Raw genomic sequence first — 25,265 nt, 5'->3', positions numbered from 1 at the left:
TTCTCACTTTCCTCTCACAAAATAGTCCTCAGTACCTCATACTATCCCAATCCTAGTAGTACTTCAAGTAGGTTTGTATTCCCTTGGAACCACGATATTCCAGCTTTGGAAATTGGCCAAGAAATAAAAAAGGATGCTAGATTCGCTCTAGTCACCCTTTGGCCATTTTGCAAATTATTTGAGATAAAACACTTCGCGCATTGGCGTAATTGGTACTGCTTCACGGAAATCGAACGAACCTACAACCATTTTAGATGTAATGGCATTCCAGCGATTACAAGCTTCGCTCTCAGCCAGATACGCGAAAGCAGCATCAATATCATCGCACAAGAACACATAGAAGAATTGCGCACCATTTTGAAAAATGGAGTAATCCCGTATGCCCGCTTTGCTATGTTCTTCCATAATTTCTGGCCAAGGCGCTAAATGCATCTCAACATACTCTTCCAAAACTTCCTCGCGAATCGTCCATGTCCAAGCAAATTTCCCGCTATTTTGCATAAGGTTCTATCCTTCCTTTTTTCCAAATGATAAGTTTGCTAATTTCACTTTACTTTGTCACTAGAATACCGTCAATGCTAATCTTTAGAGGTTACTTCGTCAACCAACGCACACTATTCAAGACAAGTCTTCTATAAGCCTCAGATTGAAAAGATGGCGCATGATGGCCTGGCTGTAAATAAACAACCCTTCCCAATCCATAAGATTGTTCCCAAGCAGCGGGATACTGCACGCCTTCAAACTCGTAGGCTAAGAACACATTTCTAGGTGTAAACGGGTCGAATTCAAACATATATGGCTCTTCATCCAATTGAAAGTTGTTAACACCTTCCAAAAGTGGATGCTCGGGTGACGTCCGCACATAGTGAAGTGATTGATAGGGAGGATGGCTTGTAAATTTAGCCCCCATCATCTGTCTTAGCTCATAGCTGCACTGAATGGATATGCCATTATGGATAACTAACAGATTGCCTCCCCCCGCAACGAACCTTAACAAACCCGCGGTTTGGACTGCCGTTAGATCTCGGTTCCAGCAGTCCGTATAGGACAAGCAAAGTGAGAACTTTTCCTGCTCCAACGTTACAAAGGCTTGATAATCCTCGGTTGCTTCGAGCTGAAATTCAGCCCCAAGAATCGACTCCAGCTCCTGCCTCGCAGGCGCTAATGGATGCCATGGCGCATCCGTCTCATCACCAATCAATCGAACTCTCGTTTTCTCATTCATCTAATTCATCTTCTCCTCCCAAAATTAACAATTCTAAAAAAACTACAAAAAAAACTAAAAACTATGGCGTACCTGCTTAACTAATGGGTCGCTATACTTAAGACATCGCAAATTGAAAGCACTTACAAAAAGAGAAAGGAGGTCCATTTCACTATGCGATTGTTACGAAAATTGGCACTTGGCATTGATTCATTCATCGAGTCGGCTTCTCTTATCGGATTACTAAGTATGATCGTCATCGTTACCGCTCAGGTCATGACTCGCAAGCTATTCAATTTCGTTTTCTTCTGGTCCGAAGAAGTCACCATGCTATTACTCGTTTGGTTCTCATTCATGGGAATCGCAATTGGTTTTCGCGAGAAGCTTCATCTTGGGATTGATTCCTTCACACATAAGCTTCCTGCCCCAATCAACAAAGTCTTGGATAAGGCAATTGAACTTACTATTCTCGCATTTGGTATCTATCTCCTGCTATATGGATGGGATTTCACGGTCTTAATGCATGAATCCGAACTGCCAGCAACAGGATTGCCCAACAGCACCCTGTATGTCATTATGCCAATCACTGGCGTCATGACTTGCGCTTATGCCCTTTTGCAATTATTTGGCTTTGAAACGAAACGGCATGTCAACATGCAGGAAGGAGGCACTCACTAATGGACTCGACCATTGCCATCATCATCTTATGTGTCACCTTCGTTGGTCTGATCGTCCTTCGATTCCCGATCTCCTTAGCGTTGGCAGGCTCATCACTGCTTACCCTAGTTTACTTGAAGGTTCCACTTGCCACTGTAGGTCAAACCATGATTCAAGGTATGAACTCCTACTCCTTGTTAACGATCCCTTTCTTCATTCTCGCTGGTCAGATCATGAGTGAAGGACAGATGGCCCTTCGGCTCATCAATCTTGCACAGGTTCTCGTTGGAGGCATACGCGGAGGACTTGCCATGGTCAACTGTGTCGCATGTATGTTTTTCGGCAACATCTCGGGCTCCGCAATCGCCGATGTTTCTTCTATTGGTTCTGTCATGATCCCTATGATGAAAAAGAAAGGGTATGACACGGACTATGCCGTAGGTGTTACCGTTTCGGCAGCCATTCAAGGGGTTGTCGTTCCTCCAAGTCACAATCTTGTCCTTTATTCCCTAGCAGCAGGCGGCGGCATCTCCATCGCATCGCTTTTCCTGGCAGGCATTGTCCCTGGTCTGATACTTTGTGTATCTCTTATGGTGACAAGCTACATCATCGCGATCAAACGCGGCTATACCAAGAGTGAAACGGTTCCTTTACGCGATATTCCAAAAATCGTCCGTGACGGTCTTCTGTCGTTGCTGACTGCTGTTATCATTTTAGGCGGGATATTCACAGGGTGGTTTACAGCCACGGAAAGCGGTGCACTAGCTTGTTTATATGCGTTCATCTTAACGTTTCTCGTGTATAGGGATATCCCTATAAGCCGTATGTGGATCATACTTAAGCGTACCTTTCGAACGGTATCCATGGTGCTATTCTTAATTGCAGCCTCTGCAACCTTTAGCTGGGTACTTGCCTTCCTCAAGGTTCCTGGCATGTTAACCGATTTGCTGCTTGGTGTAACAGATAATCCAATTATCATCTTGTTAATTATCAATATCCTTCTATTAGTACTTGGCGCTCCGATGGATATGGCGCCGCTTATCTTAATCATGACACCTATTTTGCTCCCCGTTGTGACAGCTCTTGGCATGGATCCTGTTCACTTCGGCATCATTATGATGTTAAACTTAGGCATTGGACTTCTAACCCCGCCTGTTGGTACCGTACTTTTTGTAGGATCCGCGATAGGCAACATTTCGATTTCTGAAGGCACAAAGGCGATGATGCCATTCTTCTACGTCATGTGTATCGTTCTCATGATTCTGACCTATATACCAGGCCTCGTCATGTGGCTGCCTAATCTTATGAAGTAATGATATTGGAATAACCAAACTTTCGATAAAGGGTGATAACCGTAATGAATAAAAAAAGAAAATATCTGTCCATCCTTAGCACTGTGATCGGTACCAGTCTTATACTCACTGCTTGCGGCAGCACAACGACAACCAGTTCAACTTCAGAAACAAAAAAAAGCGATGGACCTAAATTGAATTTCCGTTTAGCTGAAACACATCCTGCTGATTACCCAACCACGATTGGCGACAAGAAATTCGCAGAGCTCGTCAACCAAGCATCGGATGGACGTATCAAAATCGATGTATTCCCCGCTTCTCAGCTAGGTGAAGAGAAAGCCGTTATCGAGCAAGTTCAGCTCGGAGCCATTGAATTCACGCGTGTCAGCACCGGAGCACTTGGCGGCTTCAACAAGCAATATGAAGTGTTCAGCTTGCCGTATATTTTCGACAATGACGCTCATCAATGGAAATTCTTAGAGAGCGAGCAAGGCACGAAGCTCCTGGACAGCTTGGAAAGCTCTCGCATGAAGGGACTCGCCTATTACAGCTCCGGAGCACGTCACTTCTACTCCAAGAAGCCGATCAAAACATTAGCTGATCTTAAAGGTCTCAAAATCCGAGTTATTCAAAATAAAGTGAATATCGATCTAATGGCTGCTCTTGGTGCAAATGCAACACCAATGCCATATGGCGATGTCTTCAACGCCCTGCAGACAGGCATTATCGATGCCGCAGAGAACAATTACCCAAGCTATTTCTCTTCAAATCATTTTCAACAAGCGAAAAATCTCATTCTAGACCAGCATCAACGTGTACCAGAGGTTTTACTTATCTCCAAAGTAGCGTGGGATAAGCTTTCTAAAGAAGATAAAGATTTAATTAAGAAAGCTGCGCAGGAATCAGTAAAAACGCAAAAAGCAGAATGGGAGAAGTTCGAGAAGGATTCTGAAGCCAAAGTGAAAGCAGCGGGTGTTACGATTACGGATGTTTCCGACCTGAAGCCATGGCAGGATGCTGTAAAGCCTGTTATTGAGAAATATCGCAGTGAATATAAAGAAACACTTGAAGCAATCGAGAAAGCGAAGAAGTAACCAGAAAAGGACACATGAGAGGTGAAATTCTCCCTCAGATGTGTCCTTTTTCTTTTAGCGTTCCGCCACTTTTACGATATTCTAAGGGTGAAAACGAGGTTAGCTTCTTAAACGTGGTACTGAAGTAAGAAATATCCGTATACCCCAGTCTTTCCGCAATTTCAGAGACACGCAAAGACGTTTTCATAAGCAGCCTCTTTGCCTCTTCCATTCGCATCTCAATCACAAAATCAACGAACTTGCCTCCGGTTTGCTGCTTAAACAGCTGACTTAAATAACTGGGATTGAGATGAACCAGTGTCGCCGCATCGGTCAACGAAATCTCTTTGTGAACATTGGCAATGACGAATTGCTGGACTCGTGCTATAGCAGATAGTTCATCGGCTTCTATGATAGGAGCATCAGCTCGAATTGCTTCTTCCTGTGTCTCTTTTGCTTGAATCCATCGCCGCAAACAATCTTCCATCGCTTCCGTTTCCACAGGCTTCAGTAAAAAATCCTTTACCCCATACCGGATCGCTTTCTGGGCAAATTGAAAATCATCATACCCGCTAACCAGAATCAAGTTAACCGACTTGAGTGCCAATTGCTCCGCCAAACCAATTCCATCCATAATCGGCATCTTGATATCCGAGATGACTAGATCAGCTTGATGCTGTTGAAGCGCATCTAACGCTTCTAAACCATTTCCGCATTCCTGCATAATAGCCACGGGTAGCTTCGTTTGTTCAACGGCTTTGCGAAGCACGACGCGGACCCATTTCTCATCATCGACAAGAATGATTTTATACATCACTGTCTCCTCCCCTTCCTTGTAGCTTCAGCGGCAGCTTAATCCTAACTGTAGTTCCAACGCCGACGCTGCTTTCCAGTTCAAGGCCAGCCTCATCCCCAAATAAATAAGAAATGCGTCGATGTACATTCACAATGCCGATCTGTGACACCGCAGTAACCATATCCTTTTGGCGTAAATCGAGCTGTAACGATCTAAGTCTATCTACGGGTATTCCTGTTCCACTATCTTTTATTTCTATAACAAAATGATGATCATCATAACGGTTGGTAGAAATCTCAATATGTACAGGTTTATCACTTGTTTCCATGCCATGAATGACACAATTCTCAACTAAAGGCTGGAGAGCAAACTTGGCAATCAACTGAGTCTCCGCCCATGCTGGTGTTTGAAATGAGTAGGTGAGTTTATCCGGAAACCGATACCGCTGGATGCGTAAGTACATATCACAAATATGAATTTCTTGTTGCACTGAAATGGTAGCCCCAGCATGATTCAAATTGTAGCGTAAAAGTCGAGCGAGTGAAGCAACCAACACGGAAATATCCGTCATATCCCGCTCCAACGCCATACCTCTCACCGTCTCTAACGCATTCATCAAAAAATGAGGATTCACTTGTGATTGCAATACTTTCAGCTCAGTTTCTTTCTGTCGAAGCTGTAGATCTTTCTCACGGAGCTCCGAATAGTAAATTTCATCCATGAGGACTTGCAGCTTTTCGACCATTTTATTAAAATCATTCGTTAATTGCCCGATTTCATCCTTGGATTCAATATCTACACGAGACCCGAAGTCCCCTTCTTTTACCTTCTTCATGAAATATTGAAGTGATCTGATCGGTCGAACAATACTTGTCGCAAATCCAATACCAATTAAATAAGCAATGAGAAGCGTTACGACAACCGTCCACCAAATGGTTTGCCTGATATATTGTGTGCCATGGGTTAATTCGGATTCAGGAATCATCGTAACCAATCGCCAATTTAGATATGAAGATTTGCTCCACGTAAAGAACGGTTTATCTCCTGTCGCCGCCTGATATGAACCGCTTTCTTGTGTGAGAATGATCGGTAATTGTTCAAGCTCAGCTAGTTGCCCAATCTCCTCGTAGGCTGGGGAAAACATATAGTGCCCTGTTGAATCGATAATGGAGAGGTAGCCAGTACGACCAATCGTAACCCGATCAGCAATTTCTTGAATGCGTTTGAAATTCACTTCCATGATTAAGGTTGCTACAGGCTCCAACGTATTCGGACTAACTAACCTTTTCACAATGGAGAGTACAGGTACGTATTCGAGCTCGTAACGAGGCGAAGGCGGACGGATGATGAGTCGAATATCACTATTAGAAGGAACATTGGAAAACCAAGGCTCTTGCATTAATTCGATGGCTGGTGTTACGTTTTTGTTAAAGCTTGTATCTAAAACAGCCTTATTCTCCATGACAAGCATAATGCGGGAAATATCCGAGCGTGAATACGCGGTATCGTGAAATAACTGCATCAACGGTTCGCGGATACGGGATTCGTTCACTTCTTGCTCACTCGTCATTCTCAGAAACTGCCCCATCGCTGGATGGTTCTGCATCCGAATCGAGTCAATTTCAAAATCGCGAATGTAATATTCGATATGGAGCTTTACCTGTTCAATAATTTGTTCATTGCTTAAATTTGCTTCTTCTCTCAGCACCTCGGACGATTTCTGATAAGAGATAAATCCAACTACACACAGCGGAATCACAACCAGCATGGCTGAATACACGAGCAGTTTTACTGTTAGAGGTCGATCGCGTAAAAATAAACTTCGGTAAAACCAAGTCCAAGCTTTTCGGCCCCTTTTCCGCACAATCAATCCCCCTCACTTTGCTTATGTAATCGCATTCATTTCGGGAAAAGGAAAACCAGTTGCATGAGCAACTGGCTATCTTTTCACCAAGTCTTCACGAATTGGCGTAAATACATCTAATAGTGCGGATGCTTCCAGAGCAGTTACCCCATGTTTAGCTCCACTTGGTATGTAAACCGTTTGGCCTTGTTCAATTACTGTAACGACGCCATCGATTGTAAATTCGATTTTCCCCTTCAAGCAGTAAGACATTTGTTCATGCACATGGCTGTGCTGATAACCAACGGCACCTGGTTCAAAGTGAACCTCCATCATCATCAACCCTACCTCAGCTTTCAAAATGCAGCGCTTCACGCCTGGCTCCGCGCCTTCCCATACGCCAATATTAGACATCTGACTTTCCCCTTTCGTCATTCAAACGCTTCCATGAGAATTAAAAAGAAGGACCGCAAGCGGCCCTTCACTTACCCCGTAATTATATCTGAAAAGCACCCAAATGAACATACTTGAAATGAAATGAACCTTAAACGGTAGTTGAGGCGCGATCTTTGCCTTTGTCAGCTTCCCCAGCATTCTTATTCGCGGATTCACGATCCCGCTGCATATCTTCGACCGTTTTCACTTTTAGGCGGGCAGCCCCTTCATAATTACGCGTCGGAATGAGGTCTCCAGCAGCAAGACGCTGTTTGGCCTCAGTAATCGCCGCACTATATTGCGGCAGCCAAGCCTCTTGGGCAACCAACATTTCATCAACCATTTGCCAAATTTCCTTCGGATTGCAGACAGCACCAACGAGAGGATCCATCATAAATGCTTGACGCAGCAGCTTGTCATCCCCATGTACAGCCGCTTCTACCGCTAAGCGTTGAACCGAAATACTGACATTACACACCGCGGCTGGGCCAATTGGCAGATCACCAACTCTCGGCATCGAAATGCCGTTGCGATCGACATAGCCTGGCGCTTCGATAATAGCATCATCCGGTAAATTCGATATAACCCCTTTATTGACCATGTTAAAATGCCCACGATAAACGCGCCCTGTTTCCAGGCTTTCAATGATGTAGGAGCCATGCTCATCACTGCGTTTCTCGCTCGCATACACGAAAGCCGGATCCTTCATCCAGTTCGGGAAATCCGTTTCAAACCAGCGACGTCCCTCCGTGCATACACGCAGGTAGCCACCTGTTTCACCATTAATCCAGGATCCCATATCAATCCAATCCTGAATTTCACTTGCCCGCTTCCGATACCACGGAACATATTCGCTCAAATGTCCATTCGACTCCGTGCTATAGTAGCCAAAGCGGCGCAGCATATCAATACGAACCTTTTCCGTTCGTGCATACTCAGCATGATTTTCAAATGCGTCTAGCAGCCCTGCGGTCAAATCCTTCCCCTGATGAGAAGCTTGGATATACCACGTTTGATGATTAATGCCTGCGCAAATAATGTCCACGTCTTTCTTATCCAATCCGTACACATTTGCGATTTGATGATGGCCATGCTGAACCCCGTGACAGAGACCAACCGTGCGAACGCCGCCGTACTTATTGCAAGCCCAAGTCAACATCGCCATAGGGTTCGCATAATTCAACAGCGTGACATCAGGTGCAGCAACCTCGCGAATATCCTGACAAATGCGCAGCATTTCGGAGATGCCACGCTGTCCGTACATGATGCCGCCTGCGCACAAGGTATCGCCTACGCATTGATCCACGCCGTATTTCAATGGAATGTCCACATCTGTTGCAAAAGCTTCGAGACCACCAACACGTATTGTACAAAGTACGTATTTCGCACCTGCTAGCGCTTCCCTGCGATTCGTCGTCGCTTGAATCTGAATCGATAACCCATTCTCATGAATATCCCGTTGGCAGAGCTCTGTCACCATTTCTAAATTGTGCGGATTTATGTCTGTAAAAGCCACTTGAATGTTATGAAATTCAGGAACAGCTAGTAAATCTCGTAGAAGTCCACGTGTGAATCCGATACTTCCTGCACCAATAAAGGCTACCTTAAATGCCATATTTATCGCCCTCTCTATCACTTCGTCTATGCTTCACATTGTATCAAGGTGATGAGAGAAAACGTTATCAAATTTCTAACCACATTCCTGGTTAATTGTCAAAAATCCTAACTTCCTCTGGATACATATGCTTGTGTGTGTTCATCGATTTTCGATAATCCGTTGGTGTTAGATCCGTATGAGCTTTAAATAACATGTGAAAATACTGCCTGCTGCCAACCCCGATATAATCCGAAATATCTGCAATCGGAATGTCTGTTTCGAGCAGCAACATTTGCGCCTTCTCCATCCTTATGCCAGTTAAATAGGCCATCATGGTTTGCCCTGTCACCGTTTTGAATATCCGCTGTAAATAGCCAGGATGTAAATTCACAGCTCCAGCTATATCCTTGACTTGGATCTCACGATCATAATTTTGATGCATGTAGTCCATGCTCTGTTTCACATACCATTCGCTTTGCACCAAACTGCTGCTACCGCTTTCACGACGCAAACGAGCAATTCGGATCAGCAGCTGGGCAATCAACAATTGAATCATCGTCTCACTTTTATCAGCCGGCTTATCTAGCTCTAACACCAAGCTCTTCATCACATGATAGACTTCGTCTGGATCACGCAGTACTAAATAACCCGTCTGGACGTCCAACAGGGATGATAATTGCTTCTCATCCGCGGCTAATTGCTGAATGGAGGGCATTGCCCCCTTATGTGCAGTAAAGCGGAATTCCACATTAAGCATGCGGCAGGGCTCATCTTCCTCCACAATGAGTCGATGGGCGATATTCGCATTGAGCAGGATGAACTCTCCTTTTTTCAATCTCACCTTTTCGGTTCGGGCAGGAGACAGCTGGATCTCAACCTCACAAAAACCTTGTATCGTATACATAATCTCTGCAGCATCATGGCGGTGAAAGGGCATATGAAAGCCTTGCCATTGTTTAAAATAATAAGCAACCACCTGCGGATAGCAGGGGGAATCCATCATCATTTCAGGAAACAGACGTGTCGCTTGAGGCATCGGGTGCTCCTTCCCATCCAATCTTAATGGATATTGTACTCCCATGATCTAAAAAAGAAAATCCCATCCTAGTGGACGGGATTAGGTGTTATGTAAGACTAGCCATGCAAATCTTTTAGTCTCGATCCGTATAATCATCTTCTGAAAATGGATGGCTCAAATTATCCATGATTTCTGCAACAGCATCACTTAGCATATCTGTCGGTGTTGTATCTTCCTCTTCCGGTTGGGTAGGGATTGTATCATTACATACATGATCAAAATAGTGACTTTTATCCATGCGCATACACCTCCTCATTTCACATCTTTATTCAAAAACCGCACTCGTTTGTTTGTTTTGTACATAATCCACTCACTTTATTCACAACTTGCCAAATTTCCTAAAAAAGCTTCGAAGATCTCCTTGCCTAAATGGATGATATGAAGTAAATTAAACCTATATGAACGTATATCAACACAAATAAACCAACTCTAAGGAGAGATTACACGATGGAAATCCGTTATGCCTCACACCCGAACGAAGTTAAACAATTTGACACTGAACGCTTGCAAGCTGAGTTTCAAGTACAGTCCTTATTCTCTGAAAATCAAGTGACATTAGTTTACTCACACGTTGACCGTTTCATTATCGGTGGCGTACTGCCAACGACAGAAACGCTTCAATTAGAAGCTGATCGCAAAGAGATGGCAGCAGACTACTTCCTAGAGCGTCGTGAAATCGGCATCATCAACGTAGGCGCAAGAGGGACAATCACAGTTGATGGTACAGCCTACACAATGGATTCCAAAGATTGTATCTACATCGGTTTAGGTTCCAAAGAAATCACTTTCGCAAGTGATGATGCTGCTAACCCAGCTAAATTCTATTTCAACTCCACACCAGCTCACAAAACGTATCCAACCGTTAAAGTTGCGATTAGCGAAGCAACGCCTGCACACCTAGGCAGCATCAACACGTCCAATGAGCGTACGATCTATAAATACATCCACTTGGATGGTGTTCAAAGTTGTCAACTCGTTATGGGGATGACACTATTGAAGCCAGGCAACATGTGGAACACAATGCCAACACATACGCACAACCGTCGTGCTGAAGTTTATTTCTATTTTGACATGCCAGAAGATGCTGTTGTCTTCCACATGATGGGTGAGCCGCAACAAACGCGTCACATTGTTATGCGCAATGAGCAAGCGGTCATTTCACCAAGCTGGTCCATTCACAGCGGTGTTGGCACGAACAACTACACCTTCATTTGGGGTATGGCTGGCGAAAACCAAATGTTCAACGACATGGACGCTGTAGCAATGCAAGATCTAAAATAATCGGTAATCCCCTATATAGAACGGATGAAACCCGATGAATCCTTTACGTAGATATGAAACTATAATGGAAGTTCTTCTTGCTCAGAAAGAAGTAACCGTCAATGAGCTGAGCGAACGACTTGAAGTAACCGGAAAAACTATTCGCGAGGATTTAGCCAAGCTGGAGGAAAAAGGGCTGCTCATCCGCATCCATGGCGGTGCGATGCTAGCTCAAAGTGATCAACTAGGCATTCTCTCTGCGAAAGAACCGAATATCAAGCATACAGACAAAAAATCGGAGATTGCGTCCCTCGCACTCCGATACATCCAGCCCCGCGATATTATCGCACTGGATGGCGGCTCTACGACGCTTGAAATCGCTAGGCGGCTGGATAATCAGCCGCTTACGGTTGTAACTAACGATCTCTACATCATCTCCGAGCTTGTCCAAAAAGATGAAATTCGGCTTGTCGTGCCTGGCGGCTATCGGTTGCGCAACATGCTTGCTGGCCCGGAAGCCGTTAAGTATGTCCAAGACTTGAACATTCAGAAATCGTTTATTTCCGCCACTGGCGTGCATTTGCAGCATGGCTTTACGATTTATACGAATGATCTTGTTGAATATAAGCGCGCTTTGATCGGTTCAAGCGCCACCGTGTATGGGGTTATCGATCATTTCAAATTCGGGCAATGTGCGTTGCGAACCTTCGCAACCCTGTCCGAGGTGGCCATGATTTTAACCGACAGCGGCTTGTCCGAAGAAACGGCTTCGCAGTTCCGCGAAACTGGCGTTCAAATTGAAACACCGTAAGTAAAAGTTGCAAATATAATTTCTTTTTTGAAAAGGAGTACGTCATGACACTTTTTAATCTATCCGGAAAAACAGCATTCGTTACAGGTGCTTCAGGCGGCCTTGGTCAAGCCATGGCAATCGGACTTGCAGAAGCTGGCGCGAACGTGATCGCGGTATCTTCCTCTGAAAGCGTACAAACCGTAGAAGCGATCCGCGCTTTAGGTGGAAAAGCTGAGCTTATCGCAGCAGACCTTAGCAACGAAGATATTCTTGAGGATGTCGTTGCTAGAGCGATTGGTATTTACGGCGGCATCGATATTCTGGTTAACAATGCGGGCATTATTCGCCGTACACCAGCCGTTGATCACGCACGTCAAGATTGGCACGATGTGATTGACTTGAACTTGAACTCTGCTTTCTTCCTTTGCCAGTTGGTTGGTCGTCATATGATTGAACGCGGCAGCGGTAAAATCGTAAACATTGCTTCCATGCTAACGTACCAAGGCGGAATTAACGTTCCTGGCTACACAGCTAGTAAGCACGCCATTGCAGGTGTGACGAAAGCATTAGCGAACGAGTGGGCTGGAAAAGGCATCCAAATCAACGCCATTGCTCCAGGCTATATGACGACAAATAACACGGCGCCTATTCTTAAAGATGAGAAACGCACAGCTTCGATCACAGAGCGTATCCCAGCAGGTCGTTGGGGTTCACCTGAGGATTTGAAAGGCCCTGTTGTCTTCTTGTCCTCTAATGCTTCCGATTACATGAACGGTCACGTGCTTTGCGTGGACGGCGGATGGATGGCTAGATAGATGGGAATCGGGACACTCGCTCATACCGTCGGTCACCTGCCCTTGAAGGAACTGACTGCGAAGCTAAGCGGTCGCGGCATTGATTTCGTTCAGTTAGCGCTCAGTAAAGCAATTAGCGATTATGATTTAAGTCTAGGGAAATTAAGCCCGGCACTTGCCAATCATATTGGCGAGCAATTTCAGCGCGCAGGCATTCGAATTGGTGTCCTCGGTTGTTACATCAACCCGGTTCATCCTGATCCGACGCAGCGTCGTTATGAAATCGATCGATTCAAAGAGCATTTGCGTTATGCTCGTGATTTCGGTACGTCCATCGTGGCTACTGAGACTGGTGATCTGACGACTTATCTTGCGGAGGACCCTAACGGGTATGAGGCCAAAGGTTGGTCCATCCTGAGGCAAACGGTTGAGGAATTAGCCGAAGAAGCCGAGCGTTGGGGCGTTCATATCGGTTTAGAGCCTGTTTTCACGCATACGTTGTCCAGTACAGAGAAAATGGCGCGAATTCTTTCAGAAGTGCCTTCCAGCACGCTGGGTGTCGTTTTTGATCCGGTAAATTTGATTCCGCCAACTGTGGTTGAGCCGCGTGACCAAGAAGCTTTCTTGGATCATGCCTTTGCAACTTTTGGCAGCCGCATTGTGCTGACGCATCTGAAAGATTATGTCGTGAACAATGGTCAAAAGAATGAAATTCCGTCCGGTCAAGGCATATTCGAGACAGCCTCTTTCTTAGCGAAGCTTCACGCGCATAAGCCAGGCGTCGATATTTCCCTGGAGCGTTTGGAAAATCATACGATTGAAGAAACGTTTGCCTACGTTAGAGGCTTACTTTAAAGAAGAACCCCGACTTCTCTCTATGGAGAGGTGTCGGGGGTTTTTTCACCTTTTAATATCCGCATCAGTAAGAACCTCGTAGTGCTCCCCGAGATGCTGCTGCAGCGCCTTCAGTGCCGCCACGCCAACAGCAATATCTTCGTCGCCAGCCCCACCGCTGACACCTACTCCGCCAATGACTTGACCATTTACCACAATCGGAAATCCGCCTACGAAAATCGCAAACTTCCCCGGCATCATCGCGTGAATTCCAAAGGCTTCGCCATGGACTGTCGCCGGCCCGCCAGGCTGATTAAACAGATGCGTCGAACGTCGATGTCCACTCGCTGTAAAAGCCTTCGCCATTGCCAGCTCCGGACTCGTATTGCGCGCGCCATTCATGCGCTCTAACGCTAATAGGTATCCGCCTTCGTCGACTATGCAGATTGTTTCTGCCGCTTTCGCTTCCAACGCAGCTTGAATACCCGCAGCAATCATCACCTTCGCTTCCTCGATTTCTAGCTTCCATACGGATCTCATGATGAATGGCCTCCTTTGTCGAAACTTCCTGCCCACTGCACATTTTCCATTTATATGGGGCTGAGGGCGAAAAAAGTCGTAAAAAAAGCCTACATATCCCCCATGAAGGAGACCAAGTAGGCTTTTGAACATACTTATTGATTCGACTGCTGCCCACGAACGATTCGAGTCGGGCGTTCCACCCAGTTCTCACGGCTCATGCGCTTCACCTGATTAATCGGATTCGAGAGATCAACAACCTCCGGCTTCAATCCCTGCTCTGCGGCAAGCTTTTCTTTGTACCCTGTGCCAGGTGCAGGCCCGCCTCCACCATTCCGTTTACCCTTGTTCCATACGCGATTCTTGCTCATACGACCACTCCACCGTTTTTTGTTTAAGTGTAATGGCAGTTACCAAAAAACGCAAATGCATTCTACAACTCAAACGCTTTCGCCAGCAAACGATACGAGTGCAAACGCGCCTCGATGTTATGAATCGGCGAAACCACCATGATTTCATCGGCGTGATACGCCTCATTCAGCTTCAAGATCTGTTCCTTCACTTGATTCGGCGTGCCGACAATTCGTTGATGGCGGCGGCTCCGAATCATCGCATAGTCATTCTCGGTATACGGATAATTCTGCGCTGTACGCACCGATGGGAACGAAGGCAGCAGCATCCCCTTGCTTAATGACAAGAAGAATAAGTCCGTGCTCAACGCCAGTTGATTCGCTTCTTCTTCCGTGTCCGCGCAGATGACTAACACCGCAGCAAGCGAATGCGGCTTCTCATTCAATTTGGACGGCGTGAAATGCTCGCGGTAAATGCGCAGCGCCTGCTCGCAATCCGCGTTTCCAAAAAACTGCGCGAAGCCAAATGCAGTCCCTTGCTCCGCAGCAAGTCGCGCACTGTCATAGGACGATCCAAGCAGCCAAATCTCCGGTGCCGTCGGAATAATCGGCGACGCATGCAACGCGGCAAACCGATGGTTAGCCGGCAAAGAATCATATAAATACCCCGTCAAATCAGCGATTTGCTGCGGGTAGGAGTCAACGCTTGTGTATTTTCCCTCTTGTAACGCTCGCGTGGATATGGGCATGCCGCCTGGTGCTCGGCCCAAGCCTACGTCTATACGTCCTGGATGCAGCGCCTCCAGCAAGCGGAAGTTTTCTGCAACTTTGTATGCACTATAATGAGGCATCATGATGCCCCCAGAGCCAAGTCGAATACGCTCTGTTTTGGCAGCCAAATGTGCGATCAACACCTCAGGACTCGAATGCGCCAAGGCTTGTGAAGCATGATGCTCCGACACCCAAAAGCGGCTGTAACCTATGCGATCTGCTTCTTGAGCAAGCTCGGTCGTCTCAGCCAACGTTTGCGCCGCATTACGACCTTCTCCAATTTGCGATTGATCCAAAATACTTAATTTTAACACTTGTCATCACCTCTATTTAACTGTAACATAAATAAACACAGAATAGCAAAAATTACGACTCACTTTCCACCTATCTCTTCATCCCATACAAATTAATGAGAAAATTACTTCATCACTCATAATTTGACAGAATCTCTTATTTTACACCTCTACCAAACTTATCCATAAGGTGGTATTTTATTATATACATCCTAGCGAGGGAGCGATTACTATGAAAACTATTTACGAGAATTATAGAGGTTTCAAAATAAGCAAATCCGATGACACTTATAACGCGATTCATGCGGATCGTATTATTTTTGCACAATCACCGCTTAGTCAGGTGCTTGATTCCATCGATCATTACATCGATGTGACCGAAAACTTTAATACGGCTGAAGAGTCGTCATCCATGCCTCAAAACTAAATAGCATGTTAAAAAAGCAACTATCCTATATGGACGGTTGCTTTTTTAGTATATCCTAACTATAAAATCACATGATTCAACTTCATCAGCTCCGCGACTTTCTGGAACTGAGACGCATTATGCCCAATCGACATCGCACAGTGATGCGTAGGCGCCTCGGCGAACCAGCGCGACATGTACGCGTCTGGGTGGTCACGGAACTTCACCGGCGTCTGTGTGTTACCGATTTTCATGATCGGCCCATTCGTGGACTCGCCTTCGCTGGAGATGAGCTTCAGCCTGCCGTCGCCGGTCTGCGTCACGTTCAAGGTCGTGATCGCTCCGGTTTTCACCTTCGCTTCGACGGACACGCCTGTGCCCTGCTTGCCGTGATACAGCCCCATGCCGCGCAATATCGGCTTTCCTTCGGAAATCGCGATGTGGAACGGTCCGTCATGGCCCAGCAAAATCGTCTCGTCGATGTAATCCACGACGACGATTTCCGAGAAGGAGCCGCCGACACCGAGTATATCGCTGATTTTCATCGCGACAGCCGTCTTCAGGTCTCCTTCGCCAGAGCAAGGAATACCTCGCGCTGTGAGCAGCGAGTGGCCCACAATGAAGCCGCCTTGCAGCTTCTCATACTCGCCGCCTGGCGCGCCGTGGTAGTAGTACGATAAGGCATCTAAATCATAAGCTCGCACAAGCTTTTCCTGAGCAGCAGCTACGCGGCAGCACCACTCCAGTTGCTCCTCAGTCGGCTTCTTCGCAATCGGATCCGAAGGTGAGTCGCCGCTGATTTGGAACATGTCGTGCAGCTCATCCAGCTTCTGCTTCACATCCTGCGGCGTTACTTCGCGCAGCATGCGGTCCAGATCACACATTTCCAACACTTCAACATGAAGACCTGTCTGAGAGGAAATCATCGTAAAATCGCTATACATATCAAGCATCCCGCTGTATGTATTGCCCAAGAAGCCGAAACGGCTGCGCTGTAGCGTTCTTGGCACACCCGCTGCGCGAACCCACTCCTCGATTTCCTTCCACGCACGAAGCGCTTCACGGCGCTCATGCGTCACTTCATCCGTTAAGGAGATGGCGGGTGTATAATCCAGACCCAGCATGCCGTTCACAACGCGGAAGGGAATACCCGCTCGGTTGAACACATTGGCAAACTCCGGCACAGGACAAGCGCCGCAATGCGCTAACCATTCCCCCGTCGTCGATTGCTCATAATTCAATCTCGCTGTTGGCTGCAAGTTAAGAAACACAACAGGGGCTTTACAAATCTGATGAACCGGCAGCACCGTCGAACTCGTTGAATAGGTGGCAGCATGGCAAAATACGAGATCAACATTGCGTTCGCTCAACCACTCCCCTGCCTTACGTCCCTCTCCTTCCGTATCGACAAGTCCATAGTAAAACACATCTGCCCAAGATGACATGCGTTTTTCGATAAAACGTCCGTACTCTTCTAACCGCTCTTTTAAACCGGGGAACTGCTCCCAGTAAGCCCGAAGACCAACCGAGTACAACCCGATTCGCGGCTTAAGGCTTGCTTTAATGGCTGGATATATAGACATAGATGCATCTCCTATTCATAAAATAATAGCTTTATAAACCTATTGTAATGGCTTACAATTGAGATATCATCCAAGTATCTTGGTTAAAAATAATAGAATCTTGTTCTCGCATTGGAGGCGCCTCTAAAATGAAAGAAAATTATACAACCGCATGGACGGAGGCCTCTATCCGGTTCATTTCGAGCCCATCTGCGTTTGCCAAGACGAATCTGTTTTACGTCCAGGAAATTGGTCATTTCCATACCCTCCCTGGCTATTTCACAGAGCGTGAAGGACTTGATTCCTATTTGATTGTCTACGTTCTAGCAGGGAGTGGGCAGTTGATATATCAAAATCGGAGCTATCCGTTAGGTGCCCATCAAGTATTTTTTATCCATTGTGATAGCTACCATCACTATGCAACCGCTCCTCAGGAGCCGCTCGAGCTGCACTGGGTCCATTTACACGGCAGTGCTACTGCGGCTTACTATGAGCAGTATGCAGCGTCTCACGAGCCCGTCATCCAGCTAACGACCGATTCCTCCGCGTCATCCATTCTTCGTCAAGCCTTGCACATCCAGCAACAAAGAAGCGCTGCAACCGAACTGCTCACATCAAAGCTGCTTGTCGAGCTGCTAACGGAGGTCGTCCTTTCCGCACAAGAAATAGGCTCGTCCCCGTCGGACAAGCCTGATTACATCGATCCTATTTGCCAAACGTTGGAGTCCAGATTCACGGAAGCTATTTCCCTAGATCAGCTTGCGCGTGATCACGCCGTCAGCAAGTATCATATGGCCAAACGTTTTAAGCAATACACAGGCTTCTCGCCGCATGAATACTTGATTGGCATCCGCATGACCCATGCGAAGGAACGCCTGAAGTATTCCGATATGCCTATCTCCGAAATCGCTGCCGCAATTGGCATTGACAACGTCAGCCACTTCATCAATCTGTTCAAGGACCGCACCGGCGATACGCCGCTTGTTTACCGAAAGAAATGGCAGCGCCCCCGCTAGGGGGGCAAGGTTGTGGGGTCTCAATCCCTGCTCCCTAGCCGCCACCCCCTACTTCCAATCCGTCTCATCCAGCACCGCGGGGATCTCAATCCAAGCCCGCACCCCCTGCTCCTCCCGCAAGGCGTACTGCAAGCCATATCCTTCGCCAAAATGCAGCTGAATCCGCTTCTGTACGTTTATGATCCCAAACCCTTTGTTGCTCTCTTTCCCCTGCAAAATCGCATTCAGCATCGCTATATCCGCCGGGCGATAACCGTTGTCCTCCACGCTGATGATAACTTTTCCATCGTTGTGCTTCACCTTGATCCATAATTCCCCGTCATGGCTCATGTTTTTGATACCATGTAGAATGGCATTCTCAATAATCGGCTGCAGGAGCACCTTCGGCATAAGGAAGCGCTTAGCTTCTTCTTCAATGTCCCAATGTGCTTTAAACGCGTACTCATAGCGGAACAATTGGAGCCGCACATACGCTTCGGCATGATTGATTTCTTCCATGACGGGAATCAGCAGCTTCCCTTTACTAAGGCCAATTCGCATAATGAGCGACAAATCCTTAATCATTTCCGCTGATTCCGCTGCCCCTTCCATTAAAGTATGCCAATAGACGGACTCCAACGTGTTATATAGTAAATGCGGATTAATTTGTGTATGCAATATCGACAATTCAACTTCCTTGTGCTTTAACTCTAGCTCAAATTGATCATAAATCGTCTGATTCAATCGATTGGTCATGCGGATGAAATGGTTGCTAAGCAGCACAATCTCATTTTTACTCTCGGCATGCATGGTAATGGCTAAAGGTTTGCCTGGGTGATATGAATTCGTAATACGCGCTAATCGAGAGATCGGCTTCAAGATCGACTGAATAAAATACATGCTCGCCAAGATCAGAATCAAGAAATAGATCACCATAATCCAATCCACGAGGCGCTGAACGCTAATATGATCGATAATAATCGACTGAACCGGAACGCGCATAAGCAGCTTGGTCCCCGTATATTCACTCGTATGAATGACGGACATAATTTCATTTCCGTTTTCGATTTGTTTATAAACCCCTTCTTCTTTCCCCTCAGGTACTCCTATCTTTGCGCCAATATCGAAGGCTTCCGTATTCGTTGCTAGAACGGTATTATCGGGATCAAGGAGCAGGATCTGTGCATCTTTATACTTATCAAAAGGCACAAAATCCAACTGCAGCGGGTTCTCAATCCCCGATACAACCAAGTAGCCGATGACGGTCTCGCCATTATAAATGCTGTTTAATTGCCTCAAATAAGCGACAGTTTGCATGTTATTCGGGTTGTAGCCGAATTTATCGATGACGCGAATAATGCCTTTTCCCTTCGCATTGCTGACCGCTTTATACCACGAAAGATCGGTCATATCCGTCGAATAAAACACGCCATTATTCAACAGGTCTGAATTGGGCACGAAGGAGTACAGTTTATCTTTATCTGAGAAAAAGAGAGAATACCTTACGGCATTAGTGGAGTAATTGTTCAAATATTTATCTAACGTTTTGAAAATCTCAAAGCGTTCATATTCCGAGGATGACGGGACGCTGACCAACTGTTGGATTTCCTGCGAAATCATAATTTTTTCTGTTTTTTCCTCAAAATCGCTGCTTTCCCGATCGAGTGTCAGATGGCTTCCGCGAACTAACTGGAGCAGCGCCGTCCCTACTTGTTCCTCTGTAATGGATTCCAGCTTCTTGGCAACGACCAAATCCAAGACGAGCGTTGGAATCACAACGAAAACGATCAGAAGGAGAATCAGCTTTTTCATCAACTTCATATTTTGCAGCATTTTGCGCATATCTGCTTATCATCCTTTCCAAAGCTTTCGCCATAGCCGTCATGGACAGCGCCTTTGCGCAATAGCTACCAGTAGGTTCGCTATGCCTGCAGGAATCTCCTTTATAACAGCAAGAAAACGCCTTCAGAATTCGCATTCTGACGGGCGTTTCCACCTAACCTTTTACGCTGGACACCGATAATCCACGAATCATGAACTTTTGGAAAATCAAGAAGAAAAGCACTGGAGGCAGCATGGCCATGGTCAACACCGCAAAGCGTACACTCCATGGGATAACTGAGTTCGAATACACCACGTAGCGATAAATACCTGTGGCCAGTGGGTACATGCTTTTATCCCTCATCACGATGTTCGGCCAGTAAAAATCATTCCACGTTGTCGAGAACGACAGCATGAGCAAAGTGCCGATGATCGGTGTCGAAAGCGGAACAGCAATGCGCAGAAAAGACGCAAATTCACTCGCCCCGTCGATTCGCGCAGCTTCCAGTACTTCCTTGTGAATGCCATCAAAGAAATTTTTAAGTAGCAGCATAAAATAAGCATTTGCAGCCGCGGGCAGCCAGAACGCCCAGTATGTGTTGATCATTCCTAAGCTTTTCAAATTCAAAAAGTTAGGTACGATGTACGTTGCCGGTGGAATCAACAGCGTCGAGAAAAAGAAAAGCGTCAGCCAACGCTTGAACGGGACTTTCAAATGGGATAACGCATAGGCGGCAAGCCCGATAAACAAAAGTGAACAGACCACATTTCCGACGTAAATCACCAATGTATTTTTCAAAAAAGTCAATAAAGGAAGGTCGAAGCTATTGAAAGCATCGTCATAATTTTTCCAAATCCAATGCTTCGGGAAAAAGGTTGGAGGAAAGGTAAAAAACTCTTCCCGTGTTTTCAGTGAGCCAAAAAACGTATTCAGAAACGGATAAATCGTCGTTACTGCAATCGCCAGCACGAGCAGCACCATAAGGGTGTAACCGAATTTGACGGAACCTTTTTTAAAATCATGCTGGGAGATTAACCCGCGTTCGCCTTGCTTCATGCTTTCTCCCCCTTACGCTGCATGACGTTGTATAGGAAGGTCATCCCTATGAGTACGAAGAACATCAAGCTGCCCATGGCGCTTGCTTTCCCAAAATCCAAATCGCGGAACGCGGTATGGTTGAGCCAAAGCAAATACGTCAGCGTAGCATTGTTTGGACCACCGTCTGTCATCGACAGCTGCGCTTGGAACCCCTGAGAAGTTGTGATCAGTTGGAGTACAAGCAATAGGAGCATCAGGGTTTTGATACTTGGCAAAATGATATAGCGAACACGCTGCCACACACTGGCACCATCGATTTCGGCGGCTTCGTATAAATCCTTGGGTATCCCTACAATCGCTGCAATATAGATTAACGTAGCCGCTCCAAAGCTTTGCCAAGTCTCTAAAATAACAATGGAAGCCATTGCTAATTTTGGACTAAAAAAAGAAACTTGCTCCATCCCTAACTTCTGCAAAAAACTGTTAATCGGTCCTACTGCATCAAAAAACCACATCCACATGCCATACAAAACGATAGCTGGTACCGCACTTGGCAAATAGCTGATAATGCGGGCTGCACCTTGAAACCACCGAAGCTCTGACACGGCTATTGCCACCAATGGCGGGATCCAGAAGCCAAGAATGACACCTAACGCCATATAGATCAATGTATTCTTAATTGAAATCCAAAGCAGATCATCCTTCAGAATACTCACATAATTTGCTAAGCCAGTGAAATGATTGCCATCTACAAAATCAACATTATAGAAGCTATAGAAAATGCCTTTGAAAATCGGCACCCACAGAAAGATAATAAATAACACGACTTCCGGTAAAATAAACAGCGTTCCCCACAAATACCAGTTCATTCGTTTCTTCGATACCCTGCTTGCGACAACAGGTTGTGCATTCAGCTCTGCATCCATCCTAAACACTCCTTGTGAGAAAATCGGATCTAAACCATGAGCGGTTTAGATCCGGGGATTAGGCTTGCCTATTCGACCTTCACTTTGTCAAACGTTTCCGTTTGCACCTTGGTCGCGGCTTCGGACAGCGCTTTTTTCAAATCCACATCTTTCGTCGTAAACACTTTTTGAATGACATTGGCCATTTCTGTATAGTATTTTTGAGCTTCGTACTGAGCTTCTGGCTTACCATCCCATAGAGCTAGCAATTGCGGGTCATATTTGAACACGTTATCATACTTCGCTAAGAGATCCGTATACTTTTTACCGAAATCAGAGGAATCTTTCCAGTAGTTGATCGGTTGCGGGATGTACACGCGGTTTTTGCCTTTACGATCTTCGATTTCTTTCTTCGTGGAGTTCAAGAAATCGTCAGTGAAGTACTCATCTGTAATCCATTTGAACGCCATTTCTTGTTGATCTTTATCGCTCTTCGGATTGATAACACGATAGTTTCCGCCAAGTACGCCTGTATGTTTACCGCCTTTAGTAAAGGAAGGCATTGGATATACGACGAGATCTTCCTTACTGATGCCGCCTTCGTTGATCGCTGTATCCGCTGCATTGCCGCTTCCGCACATGACCATCGCACCGCGTCCTTGAGCAAAGGCATTCAACGCATCGCCATAGCCAAGCGCCCAGTTTTGCGGGATCAAGTTCTCATCCTTCAGCTTTTTGTAAAATTCAAGCGCTTGCAAGCCAGCTTCTGAATTGAATACGCCGACTACTTTGCCGTTTTCCAGCTTTTGAACATCGCCACCGGCTGCATATAAGAAATTCGTCCAGTTCCAGCCTGCTTCTGGCCCTTTCCCCATCGGAATGAAGCCTACGATCCCTTTCGCTGGATCATTGATTTTACGAGCTGCGGCTAGCAGATCTTCCCATGTCCAATCCATCGGAGGAAGCTCTACACCTTTATCTTTGAACAACTTTTTATTCAATGTAATCGTCATGACGTAACCATCAATTGGGACACCGTAGGTTTTGCCGTTCACAACAAATGGCTTGGAGAGCAGATCATTCATATCCTTAGCATGCGCCCAGGAACTCATGGAATCGGTAATATCGGCAACCCATTTCTTATCAACAAGCACTTTGCCTTCCGTAGCATACGTTGTATATTCGGTTGGCGCACTGTTTGAAGCCATTTTGATCCCGATCTCAAGCGGGTTGTACTGCCAGTCATCCTTTTTAAAATCAACTGTTGGAAATTTCGTTTTAAAACGAGTAATACGTTGATCCAATTGATCATTCTTTTCTTTTTGATCCGCTTTAAAGCTTTGAGCCGTAATCGTTACTTTCTTAGCGGCAGGTGTTGCCGTTGCAGCAGCTGGTGTGGACTCTTTGGCCGCTGGGGCAGGACTGGACGTGCTCGTTGTACCGTTTGAACTACAGCCCGCTATTAATACGGTTAAGGCAATCGCACTCATTGTAGACGCTTTCTTCGCTTTCATGTTTGGTTCCCCTTTCGAATCGCTTCACTTGTGGTTGCTACAATTTTGATTATAAGTGGGGATGATTCCAAGGGCGATGTGTCGTATTACGCTTAGTATGTCGTATGTTACGTACCTGATTGCTTCACTTCGGAGATGTTAATTCCGAAATGCTTTTTGAATATTTTGCTAAAATGCTCCGGAGATTCATATCCGATTTCTTCCGAAATCTCATAGCGTCGCTTATCGGTCGTCAGAATTAGACGCTTCCCTTCCTCCATTCGAAGCTTCGTGACGTAGTCCCAGATGTTCGTTCCCATCACCTTTTTAAACAAAAAACTTAAATAATTCGGACTCAAATGCACCGCATCCGCAATATCCTGCAGCTTCAACCCTTTGTTGCAAAAATGTCCCTCAATATACACTTTCGTATCATACACGATGCGGTTATTGGCCTCATCTACCCCGTTAACGGTAAGGGACGGATTGGTTGCGAGGCTGTCCTTATCTTCAATGTAGAACATATAATGACCCTTATTCGTTTCACAGCAGGTTAAACTTTCAAGGGCTTCCTTATACATCACCGGCCACTGCGTAATGCCTTCACGTATGCGACTGATGCCGATCTGACTTTTCACATTCAAATATTTCTGAAGATTCGTATGAATCATTTGCGCCACCATCAACAGCTGATTCACCCGCATCGAGCCCCTGCTCTCCTCCTCCGTGATTTGTAGCAGCAAGGTGAAAGTAGAATTGTGATTATTAAAAACAAGATGGCTCCACTGACTCGCGGTTTCCTCCATGATGTTTAAAGCTGCGTATTTCAACAAACTGCGATCTTTTAACGTCGAAATTTCCTGATCATGAATCCCGCCACGATCAAGTGCCAATTTGATGGTCAGCATGCTAAAATACGTGCCATTCATGCGATGATCCAGCTTCTCTATGATGGAAGGCACCTCGGACTCATGGATTGTCCCTGTGACCAATTCATTCAAATAATAATTTGTTTCATGTGACATGTGCCCCGGCAGTGTGCGAGAACCTTCCCAATTTGCGAAGCGTTGGCCTTTCTCTTCTTTTTCCTTCAGCAGCTTGGTCACTACTGAAATAAGATGCGGCGGCGTAATCGGTTTTACCAAGTACTCCTTCGCTCCAAAACGGATCGCCTTCTGCGCATACTCAAACTCGCCATGCGCCGACAAAATCACAATCGGTATCGACGGGTCCTCGAGGAAAATGTTCTCGATCAACTCGATGCCATTCATTTTCTCCATCTGAATGTCCGTGAAAACTAGATCTATTTTCTCTAAATGTATAAAATCAAGCGCCTCAAACCCGTTATACGCGATGAAGACCTCGTTAATGTCCAATTTCGACTGCTTCAAAATCGTCGCAACACCCTTGCAAATCATCGGCTCGTCATCGACAACTAAAATATTGACCATCCTG

26 protein-coding genes are annotated in these 25,265 nt (G+C 45.9%); 9 read left to right on the top strand and 17 right to left on the bottom strand.

Annotation, left to right across the window (positions count from 1 at the left end; translation table 11 throughout):
* Positions 1-174: 174 nt before the first annotated feature.
* Entirely contained in the window at positions 175-501 is a 327-nt protein-coding gene (locus AC58UX_RS04900) for an L-rhamnose mutarotase (RefSeq protein WP_497249976.1), read from the bottom strand.
* A gap of 91 nt (positions 502-592) precedes the next feature.
* Positions 593-1,225, bottom strand: coding sequence for a ThuA domain-containing protein (locus tag AC58UX_RS04895; protein ID WP_497249974.1), 633 nt, complete (start codon positions 1,223-1,225; stop codon positions 593-595).
* 153 nt (positions 1,226-1,378) lie between these two features.
* Between AC58UX_RS04895 and AC58UX_RS04890 the strand changes: the two genes are divergently transcribed.
* From AC58UX_RS04890 to AC58UX_RS04880, 3 genes are read left to right on the top strand one after another with little or no spacing between them, the layout of a single operon-like run.
* Positions 1,379-1,882, top strand: a complete 504-nt coding sequence (locus tag AC58UX_RS04890) for a TRAP transporter small permease (protein WP_497249972.1) — start codon at positions 1,379-1,381, stop codon at positions 1,880-1,882.
* Positions 1,882-3,174, top strand: coding sequence for a TRAP transporter large permease (locus tag AC58UX_RS04885; protein ID WP_497249970.1), 1,293 nt, complete (start codon positions 1,882-1,884; stop codon positions 3,172-3,174). The genes AC58UX_RS04890 and AC58UX_RS04885 overlap by 1 nt, the downstream gene beginning before the upstream one ends.
* Before the next feature lie 44 nt (positions 3,175-3,218).
* Entirely contained in the window at positions 3,219-4,247 is a 1,029-nt protein-coding gene (locus AC58UX_RS04880; RefSeq protein ID WP_497249968.1) for a TRAP transporter substrate-binding protein, read from the top strand.
* Between the two features lie 34 nt (positions 4,248-4,281).
* Here AC58UX_RS04880 and AC58UX_RS04875 read toward each other — a convergent pair whose 3' ends face one another.
* From AC58UX_RS04875 to AC58UX_RS04850, 6 genes are all read right to left on the bottom strand, one after another.
* Positions 4,282-5,040 carry a response regulator transcription factor gene (locus AC58UX_RS04875; RefSeq protein WP_497249966.1) on the bottom strand — a complete coding sequence of 253 codons (759 nt, stop codon included), beginning with the start codon at positions 5,038-5,040 and terminating at the stop codon, positions 4,282-4,284.
* Positions 5,033-6,886, bottom strand: a complete 1,854-nt coding sequence (locus AC58UX_RS04870; protein ID WP_497249964.1) for a sensor histidine kinase — start codon at positions 6,884-6,886, stop codon at positions 5,033-5,035. The genes AC58UX_RS04875 and AC58UX_RS04870 overlap by 8 nt, the downstream gene beginning before the upstream one ends.
* Before the next feature lie 75 nt (positions 6,887-6,961).
* Complete coding sequence (locus tag AC58UX_RS04865; protein ID WP_497250072.1) at positions 6,962-7,279, bottom strand: cupin domain-containing protein; 318 nt, start codon at positions 7,277-7,279, stop codon at positions 6,962-6,964.
* Positions 7,280-7,409: 130 nt separating this feature from the next.
* Positions 7,410-8,915, bottom strand: a complete 1,506-nt coding sequence (locus tag AC58UX_RS04860; RefSeq protein ID WP_497249962.1) for an alpha-glucosidase/alpha-galactosidase — start codon at positions 8,913-8,915, stop codon at positions 7,410-7,412.
* Between the two features lie 91 nt (positions 8,916-9,006).
* A complete protein-coding gene (locus AC58UX_RS04855; RefSeq protein ID WP_497249960.1) occupies positions 9,007-9,978 on the bottom strand; it encodes an AraC family transcriptional regulator in 972 nt (323 codons plus the stop codon).
* Positions 9,979-10,048: 70 nt separating this feature from the next.
* Complete coding sequence (locus tag AC58UX_RS04850) at positions 10,049-10,213, bottom strand: hypothetical protein (protein ID WP_497249958.1); 165 nt, start codon at positions 10,211-10,213, stop codon at positions 10,049-10,051.
* 209 nt (positions 10,214-10,422) lie between these two features.
* On the opposite strand from AC58UX_RS04850, the gene kduI reads away from it, so the two are divergent.
* Genes kduI through AC58UX_RS04830 form a run of 4 tightly spaced genes read left to right on the top strand, consistent with a single transcriptional unit; the run spans position 10,423 to position 13,677 of the window.
* A complete protein-coding gene (gene kduI, locus AC58UX_RS04845) occupies positions 10,423-11,256 on the top strand; it encodes a 5-dehydro-4-deoxy-D-glucuronate isomerase (protein ID WP_497249956.1) in 834 nt (277 codons plus the stop codon).
* Positions 11,257-11,290: 34 nt separating this feature from the next.
* Positions 11,291-12,046 carry a DeoR/GlpR family DNA-binding transcription regulator gene (locus AC58UX_RS04840; protein ID WP_497249955.1) on the top strand — a complete coding sequence of 252 codons (756 nt, stop codon included), beginning with the start codon at positions 11,291-11,293 and terminating at the stop codon, positions 12,044-12,046.
* A gap of 44 nt (positions 12,047-12,090) precedes the next feature.
* A complete protein-coding gene (gene kduD, locus AC58UX_RS04835; RefSeq protein WP_497249954.1) occupies positions 12,091-12,843 on the top strand; it encodes a 2-dehydro-3-deoxy-D-gluconate 5-dehydrogenase KduD in 753 nt (250 codons plus the stop codon).
* Positions 12,844-13,677: a sugar phosphate isomerase/epimerase family protein gene (locus AC58UX_RS04830; protein ID WP_497249953.1), complete on the top strand. Its 834-nt coding sequence runs from the start codon at positions 12,844-12,846 to the stop codon at positions 13,675-13,677.
* A gap of 45 nt (positions 13,678-13,722) precedes the next feature.
* Here the strand turns inward: AC58UX_RS04830 and AC58UX_RS04825 are convergent, their stop codons facing one another.
* The 3 genes from AC58UX_RS04825 to AC58UX_RS04815 form a co-directional block, all read right to left on the bottom strand.
* Complete coding sequence (locus tag AC58UX_RS04825) at positions 13,723-14,196, bottom strand: GlcG/HbpS family heme-binding protein (RefSeq protein WP_497249952.1); 474 nt, start codon at positions 14,194-14,196, stop codon at positions 13,723-13,725.
* Positions 14,197-14,330: 134 nt separating this feature from the next.
* Entirely contained in the window at positions 14,331-14,546 is a 216-nt protein-coding gene (locus tag AC58UX_RS04820) for a hypothetical protein (protein ID WP_497249951.1), read from the bottom strand.
* A gap of 62 nt (positions 14,547-14,608) precedes the next feature.
* Positions 14,609-15,610 carry an LLM class flavin-dependent oxidoreductase gene (locus AC58UX_RS04815; protein WP_497249950.1) on the bottom strand — a complete coding sequence of 334 codons (1,002 nt, stop codon included), beginning with the start codon at positions 15,608-15,610 and terminating at the stop codon, positions 14,609-14,611.
* 211 nt (positions 15,611-15,821) lie between these two features.
* Between AC58UX_RS04815 and AC58UX_RS04810 the strand changes: the two genes are divergently transcribed.
* On the top strand, positions 15,822-16,016 hold the full coding sequence (locus AC58UX_RS04810; RefSeq protein ID WP_497249949.1) for a hypothetical protein: 195 nt from the start codon (positions 15,822-15,824) through the stop codon (positions 16,014-16,016).
* Between the two features lie 59 nt (positions 16,017-16,075).
* Here AC58UX_RS04810 and AC58UX_RS04805 read toward each other — a convergent pair whose 3' ends face one another.
* Positions 16,076-17,578 carry an L-fucose/L-arabinose isomerase family protein gene (locus tag AC58UX_RS04805; protein ID WP_497249948.1) on the bottom strand — a complete coding sequence of 501 codons (1,503 nt, stop codon included), beginning with the start codon at positions 17,576-17,578 and terminating at the stop codon, positions 16,076-16,078.
* A gap of 128 nt (positions 17,579-17,706) precedes the next feature.
* Here AC58UX_RS04805 and AC58UX_RS04800 point away from each other — a divergent pair, with 128 nt between their 5' ends.
* Positions 17,707-18,573: a helix-turn-helix domain-containing protein gene (locus AC58UX_RS04800; protein ID WP_497249947.1), complete on the top strand. Its 867-nt coding sequence runs from the start codon at positions 17,707-17,709 to the stop codon at positions 18,571-18,573.
* A gap of 48 nt (positions 18,574-18,621) precedes the next feature.
* Here AC58UX_RS04800 and AC58UX_RS04795 read toward each other — a convergent pair whose 3' ends face one another.
* From AC58UX_RS04795 to AC58UX_RS04775, 5 genes are all read right to left on the bottom strand, one after another.
* On the bottom strand, positions 18,622-20,394 hold the full coding sequence (locus tag AC58UX_RS04795; RefSeq protein WP_497249946.1) for a cache domain-containing sensor histidine kinase: 1,773 nt from the start codon (positions 20,392-20,394) through the stop codon (positions 18,622-18,624).
* A 154-nt stretch (positions 20,395-20,548) separates the two neighbouring features.
* Positions 20,549-21,430 carry a carbohydrate ABC transporter permease gene (locus AC58UX_RS04790; RefSeq protein ID WP_497249945.1) on the bottom strand — a complete coding sequence of 294 codons (882 nt, stop codon included), beginning with the start codon at positions 21,428-21,430 and terminating at the stop codon, positions 20,549-20,551.
* The gene (locus AC58UX_RS04785) at positions 21,427-22,338 is read right to left on the bottom strand and encodes a carbohydrate ABC transporter permease (RefSeq protein WP_497249944.1); all 912 of its coding nucleotides are present in this window, start codon (positions 22,336-22,338) and stop codon (positions 21,427-21,429) included. Before AC58UX_RS04785 ends, AC58UX_RS04790 begins: the two co-directional genes overlap by 4 nt.
* A 68-nt stretch (positions 22,339-22,406) precedes the next feature.
* Complete coding sequence (locus tag AC58UX_RS04780; RefSeq protein WP_497249943.1) at positions 22,407-23,831, bottom strand: extracellular solute-binding protein; 1,425 nt, start codon at positions 23,829-23,831, stop codon at positions 22,407-22,409.
* A 107-nt stretch (positions 23,832-23,938) separates the two neighbouring features.
* Positions 23,939-25,261: a response regulator gene (locus tag AC58UX_RS04775; protein WP_497249942.1), complete on the bottom strand. Its 1,323-nt coding sequence runs from the start codon at positions 25,259-25,261 to the stop codon at positions 23,939-23,941.
* Positions 25,262-25,265: the final 4 nt, after the last annotated feature.

Source organism: Paenibacillus sp. J22P90 (genome assembly GCF_059692195.1).
This window is presented reverse-complemented; position numbering and strand designations above follow the sequence as displayed.

Excerpts from the sequence above, each read along its gene's own strand:
- AC58UX_RS04900 (WP_497249976.1), bottom strand. The coding sequence starts at position 501 with ATGCAAAATAGCGGGAAATTTGCTTGGACATGGACGATTCGCGAGGAA.
- AC58UX_RS04895 (WP_497249974.1), bottom strand. The coding sequence starts at position 1,225 with ATGAATGAGAAAACGAGAGTTCGATTGATTGGTGATGAGACGGATGCG.
- AC58UX_RS04890 (WP_497249972.1), top strand. The coding sequence starts at position 1,379 with ATGCGATTGTTACGAAAATTGGCACTTGGCATTGATTCATTCATCGAG.
- AC58UX_RS04885 (WP_497249970.1), top strand. The coding sequence starts at position 1,882 with ATGGACTCGACCATTGCCATCATCATCTTATGTGTCACCTTCGTTGGT.
- AC58UX_RS04880 (WP_497249968.1), top strand. The coding sequence starts at position 3,219 with ATGAATAAAAAAAGAAAATATCTGTCCATCCTTAGCACTGTGATCGGT.
- AC58UX_RS04875 (WP_497249966.1), bottom strand. The coding sequence starts at position 5,040 with ATGTATAAAATCATTCTTGTCGATGATGAGAAATGGGTCCGCGTCGTG.
- AC58UX_RS04865 (WP_497250072.1), bottom strand. The coding sequence starts at position 7,279 with ATGTCTAATATTGGCGTATGGGAAGGCGCGGAGCCAGGCGTGAAGCGC.
- AC58UX_RS04860 (WP_497249962.1), bottom strand. The coding sequence starts at position 8,915 with ATGGCATTTAAGGTAGCCTTTATTGGTGCAGGAAGTATCGGATTCACA.
- AC58UX_RS04855 (WP_497249960.1), bottom strand. The coding sequence starts at position 9,978 with ATGGGAGTACAATATCCATTAAGATTGGATGGGAAGGAGCACCCGATG.
- AC58UX_RS04850 (WP_497249958.1), bottom strand. The coding sequence starts at position 10,213 with ATGGATAAAAGTCACTATTTTGATCATGTATGTAATGATACAATCCCT.
- kduI (WP_497249956.1), top strand. The coding sequence starts at position 10,423 with ATGGAAATCCGTTATGCCTCACACCCGAACGAAGTTAAACAATTTGAC.
- AC58UX_RS04840 (WP_497249955.1), top strand. The coding sequence starts at position 11,291 with ATGAATCCTTTACGTAGATATGAAACTATAATGGAAGTTCTTCTTGCT.
- kduD (WP_497249954.1), top strand. The coding sequence starts at position 12,091 with ATGACACTTTTTAATCTATCCGGAAAAACAGCATTCGTTACAGGTGCT.
- AC58UX_RS04830 (WP_497249953.1), top strand. The coding sequence starts at position 12,844 with ATGGGAATCGGGACACTCGCTCATACCGTCGGTCACCTGCCCTTGAAG.
- AC58UX_RS04825 (WP_497249952.1), bottom strand. The coding sequence starts at position 14,196 with ATGAGATCCGTATGGAAGCTAGAAATCGAGGAAGCGAAGGTGATGATT.
- AC58UX_RS04820 (WP_497249951.1), bottom strand. The coding sequence starts at position 14,546 with ATGAGCAAGAATCGCGTATGGAACAAGGGTAAACGGAATGGTGGAGGC.
- AC58UX_RS04810 (WP_497249949.1), top strand. The coding sequence starts at position 15,822 with ATGAAAACTATTTACGAGAATTATAGAGGTTTCAAAATAAGCAAATCC.
- AC58UX_RS04805 (WP_497249948.1), bottom strand. The coding sequence starts at position 17,578 with ATGTCTATATATCCAGCCATTAAAGCAAGCCTTAAGCCGCGAATCGGG.
- AC58UX_RS04800 (WP_497249947.1), top strand. The coding sequence starts at position 17,707 with ATGAAAGAAAATTATACAACCGCATGGACGGAGGCCTCTATCCGGTTC.
- AC58UX_RS04795 (WP_497249946.1), bottom strand. The coding sequence starts at position 20,394 with ATGCGCAAAATGCTGCAAAATATGAAGTTGATGAAAAAGCTGATTCTC.
- AC58UX_RS04790 (WP_497249945.1), bottom strand. The coding sequence starts at position 21,430 with ATGAAGCAAGGCGAACGCGGGTTAATCTCCCAGCATGATTTTAAAAAA.
- AC58UX_RS04785 (WP_497249944.1), bottom strand. The coding sequence starts at position 22,338 with ATGGATGCAGAGCTGAATGCACAACCTGTTGTCGCAAGCAGGGTATCG.
- AC58UX_RS04780 (WP_497249943.1), bottom strand. The coding sequence starts at position 23,831 with ATGAAAGCGAAGAAAGCGTCTACAATGAGTGCGATTGCCTTAACCGTA.
- AC58UX_RS04775 (WP_497249942.1), bottom strand. The coding sequence starts at position 25,261 with ATGGTCAATATTTTAGTTGTCGATGACGAGCCGATGATTTGCAAGGGT.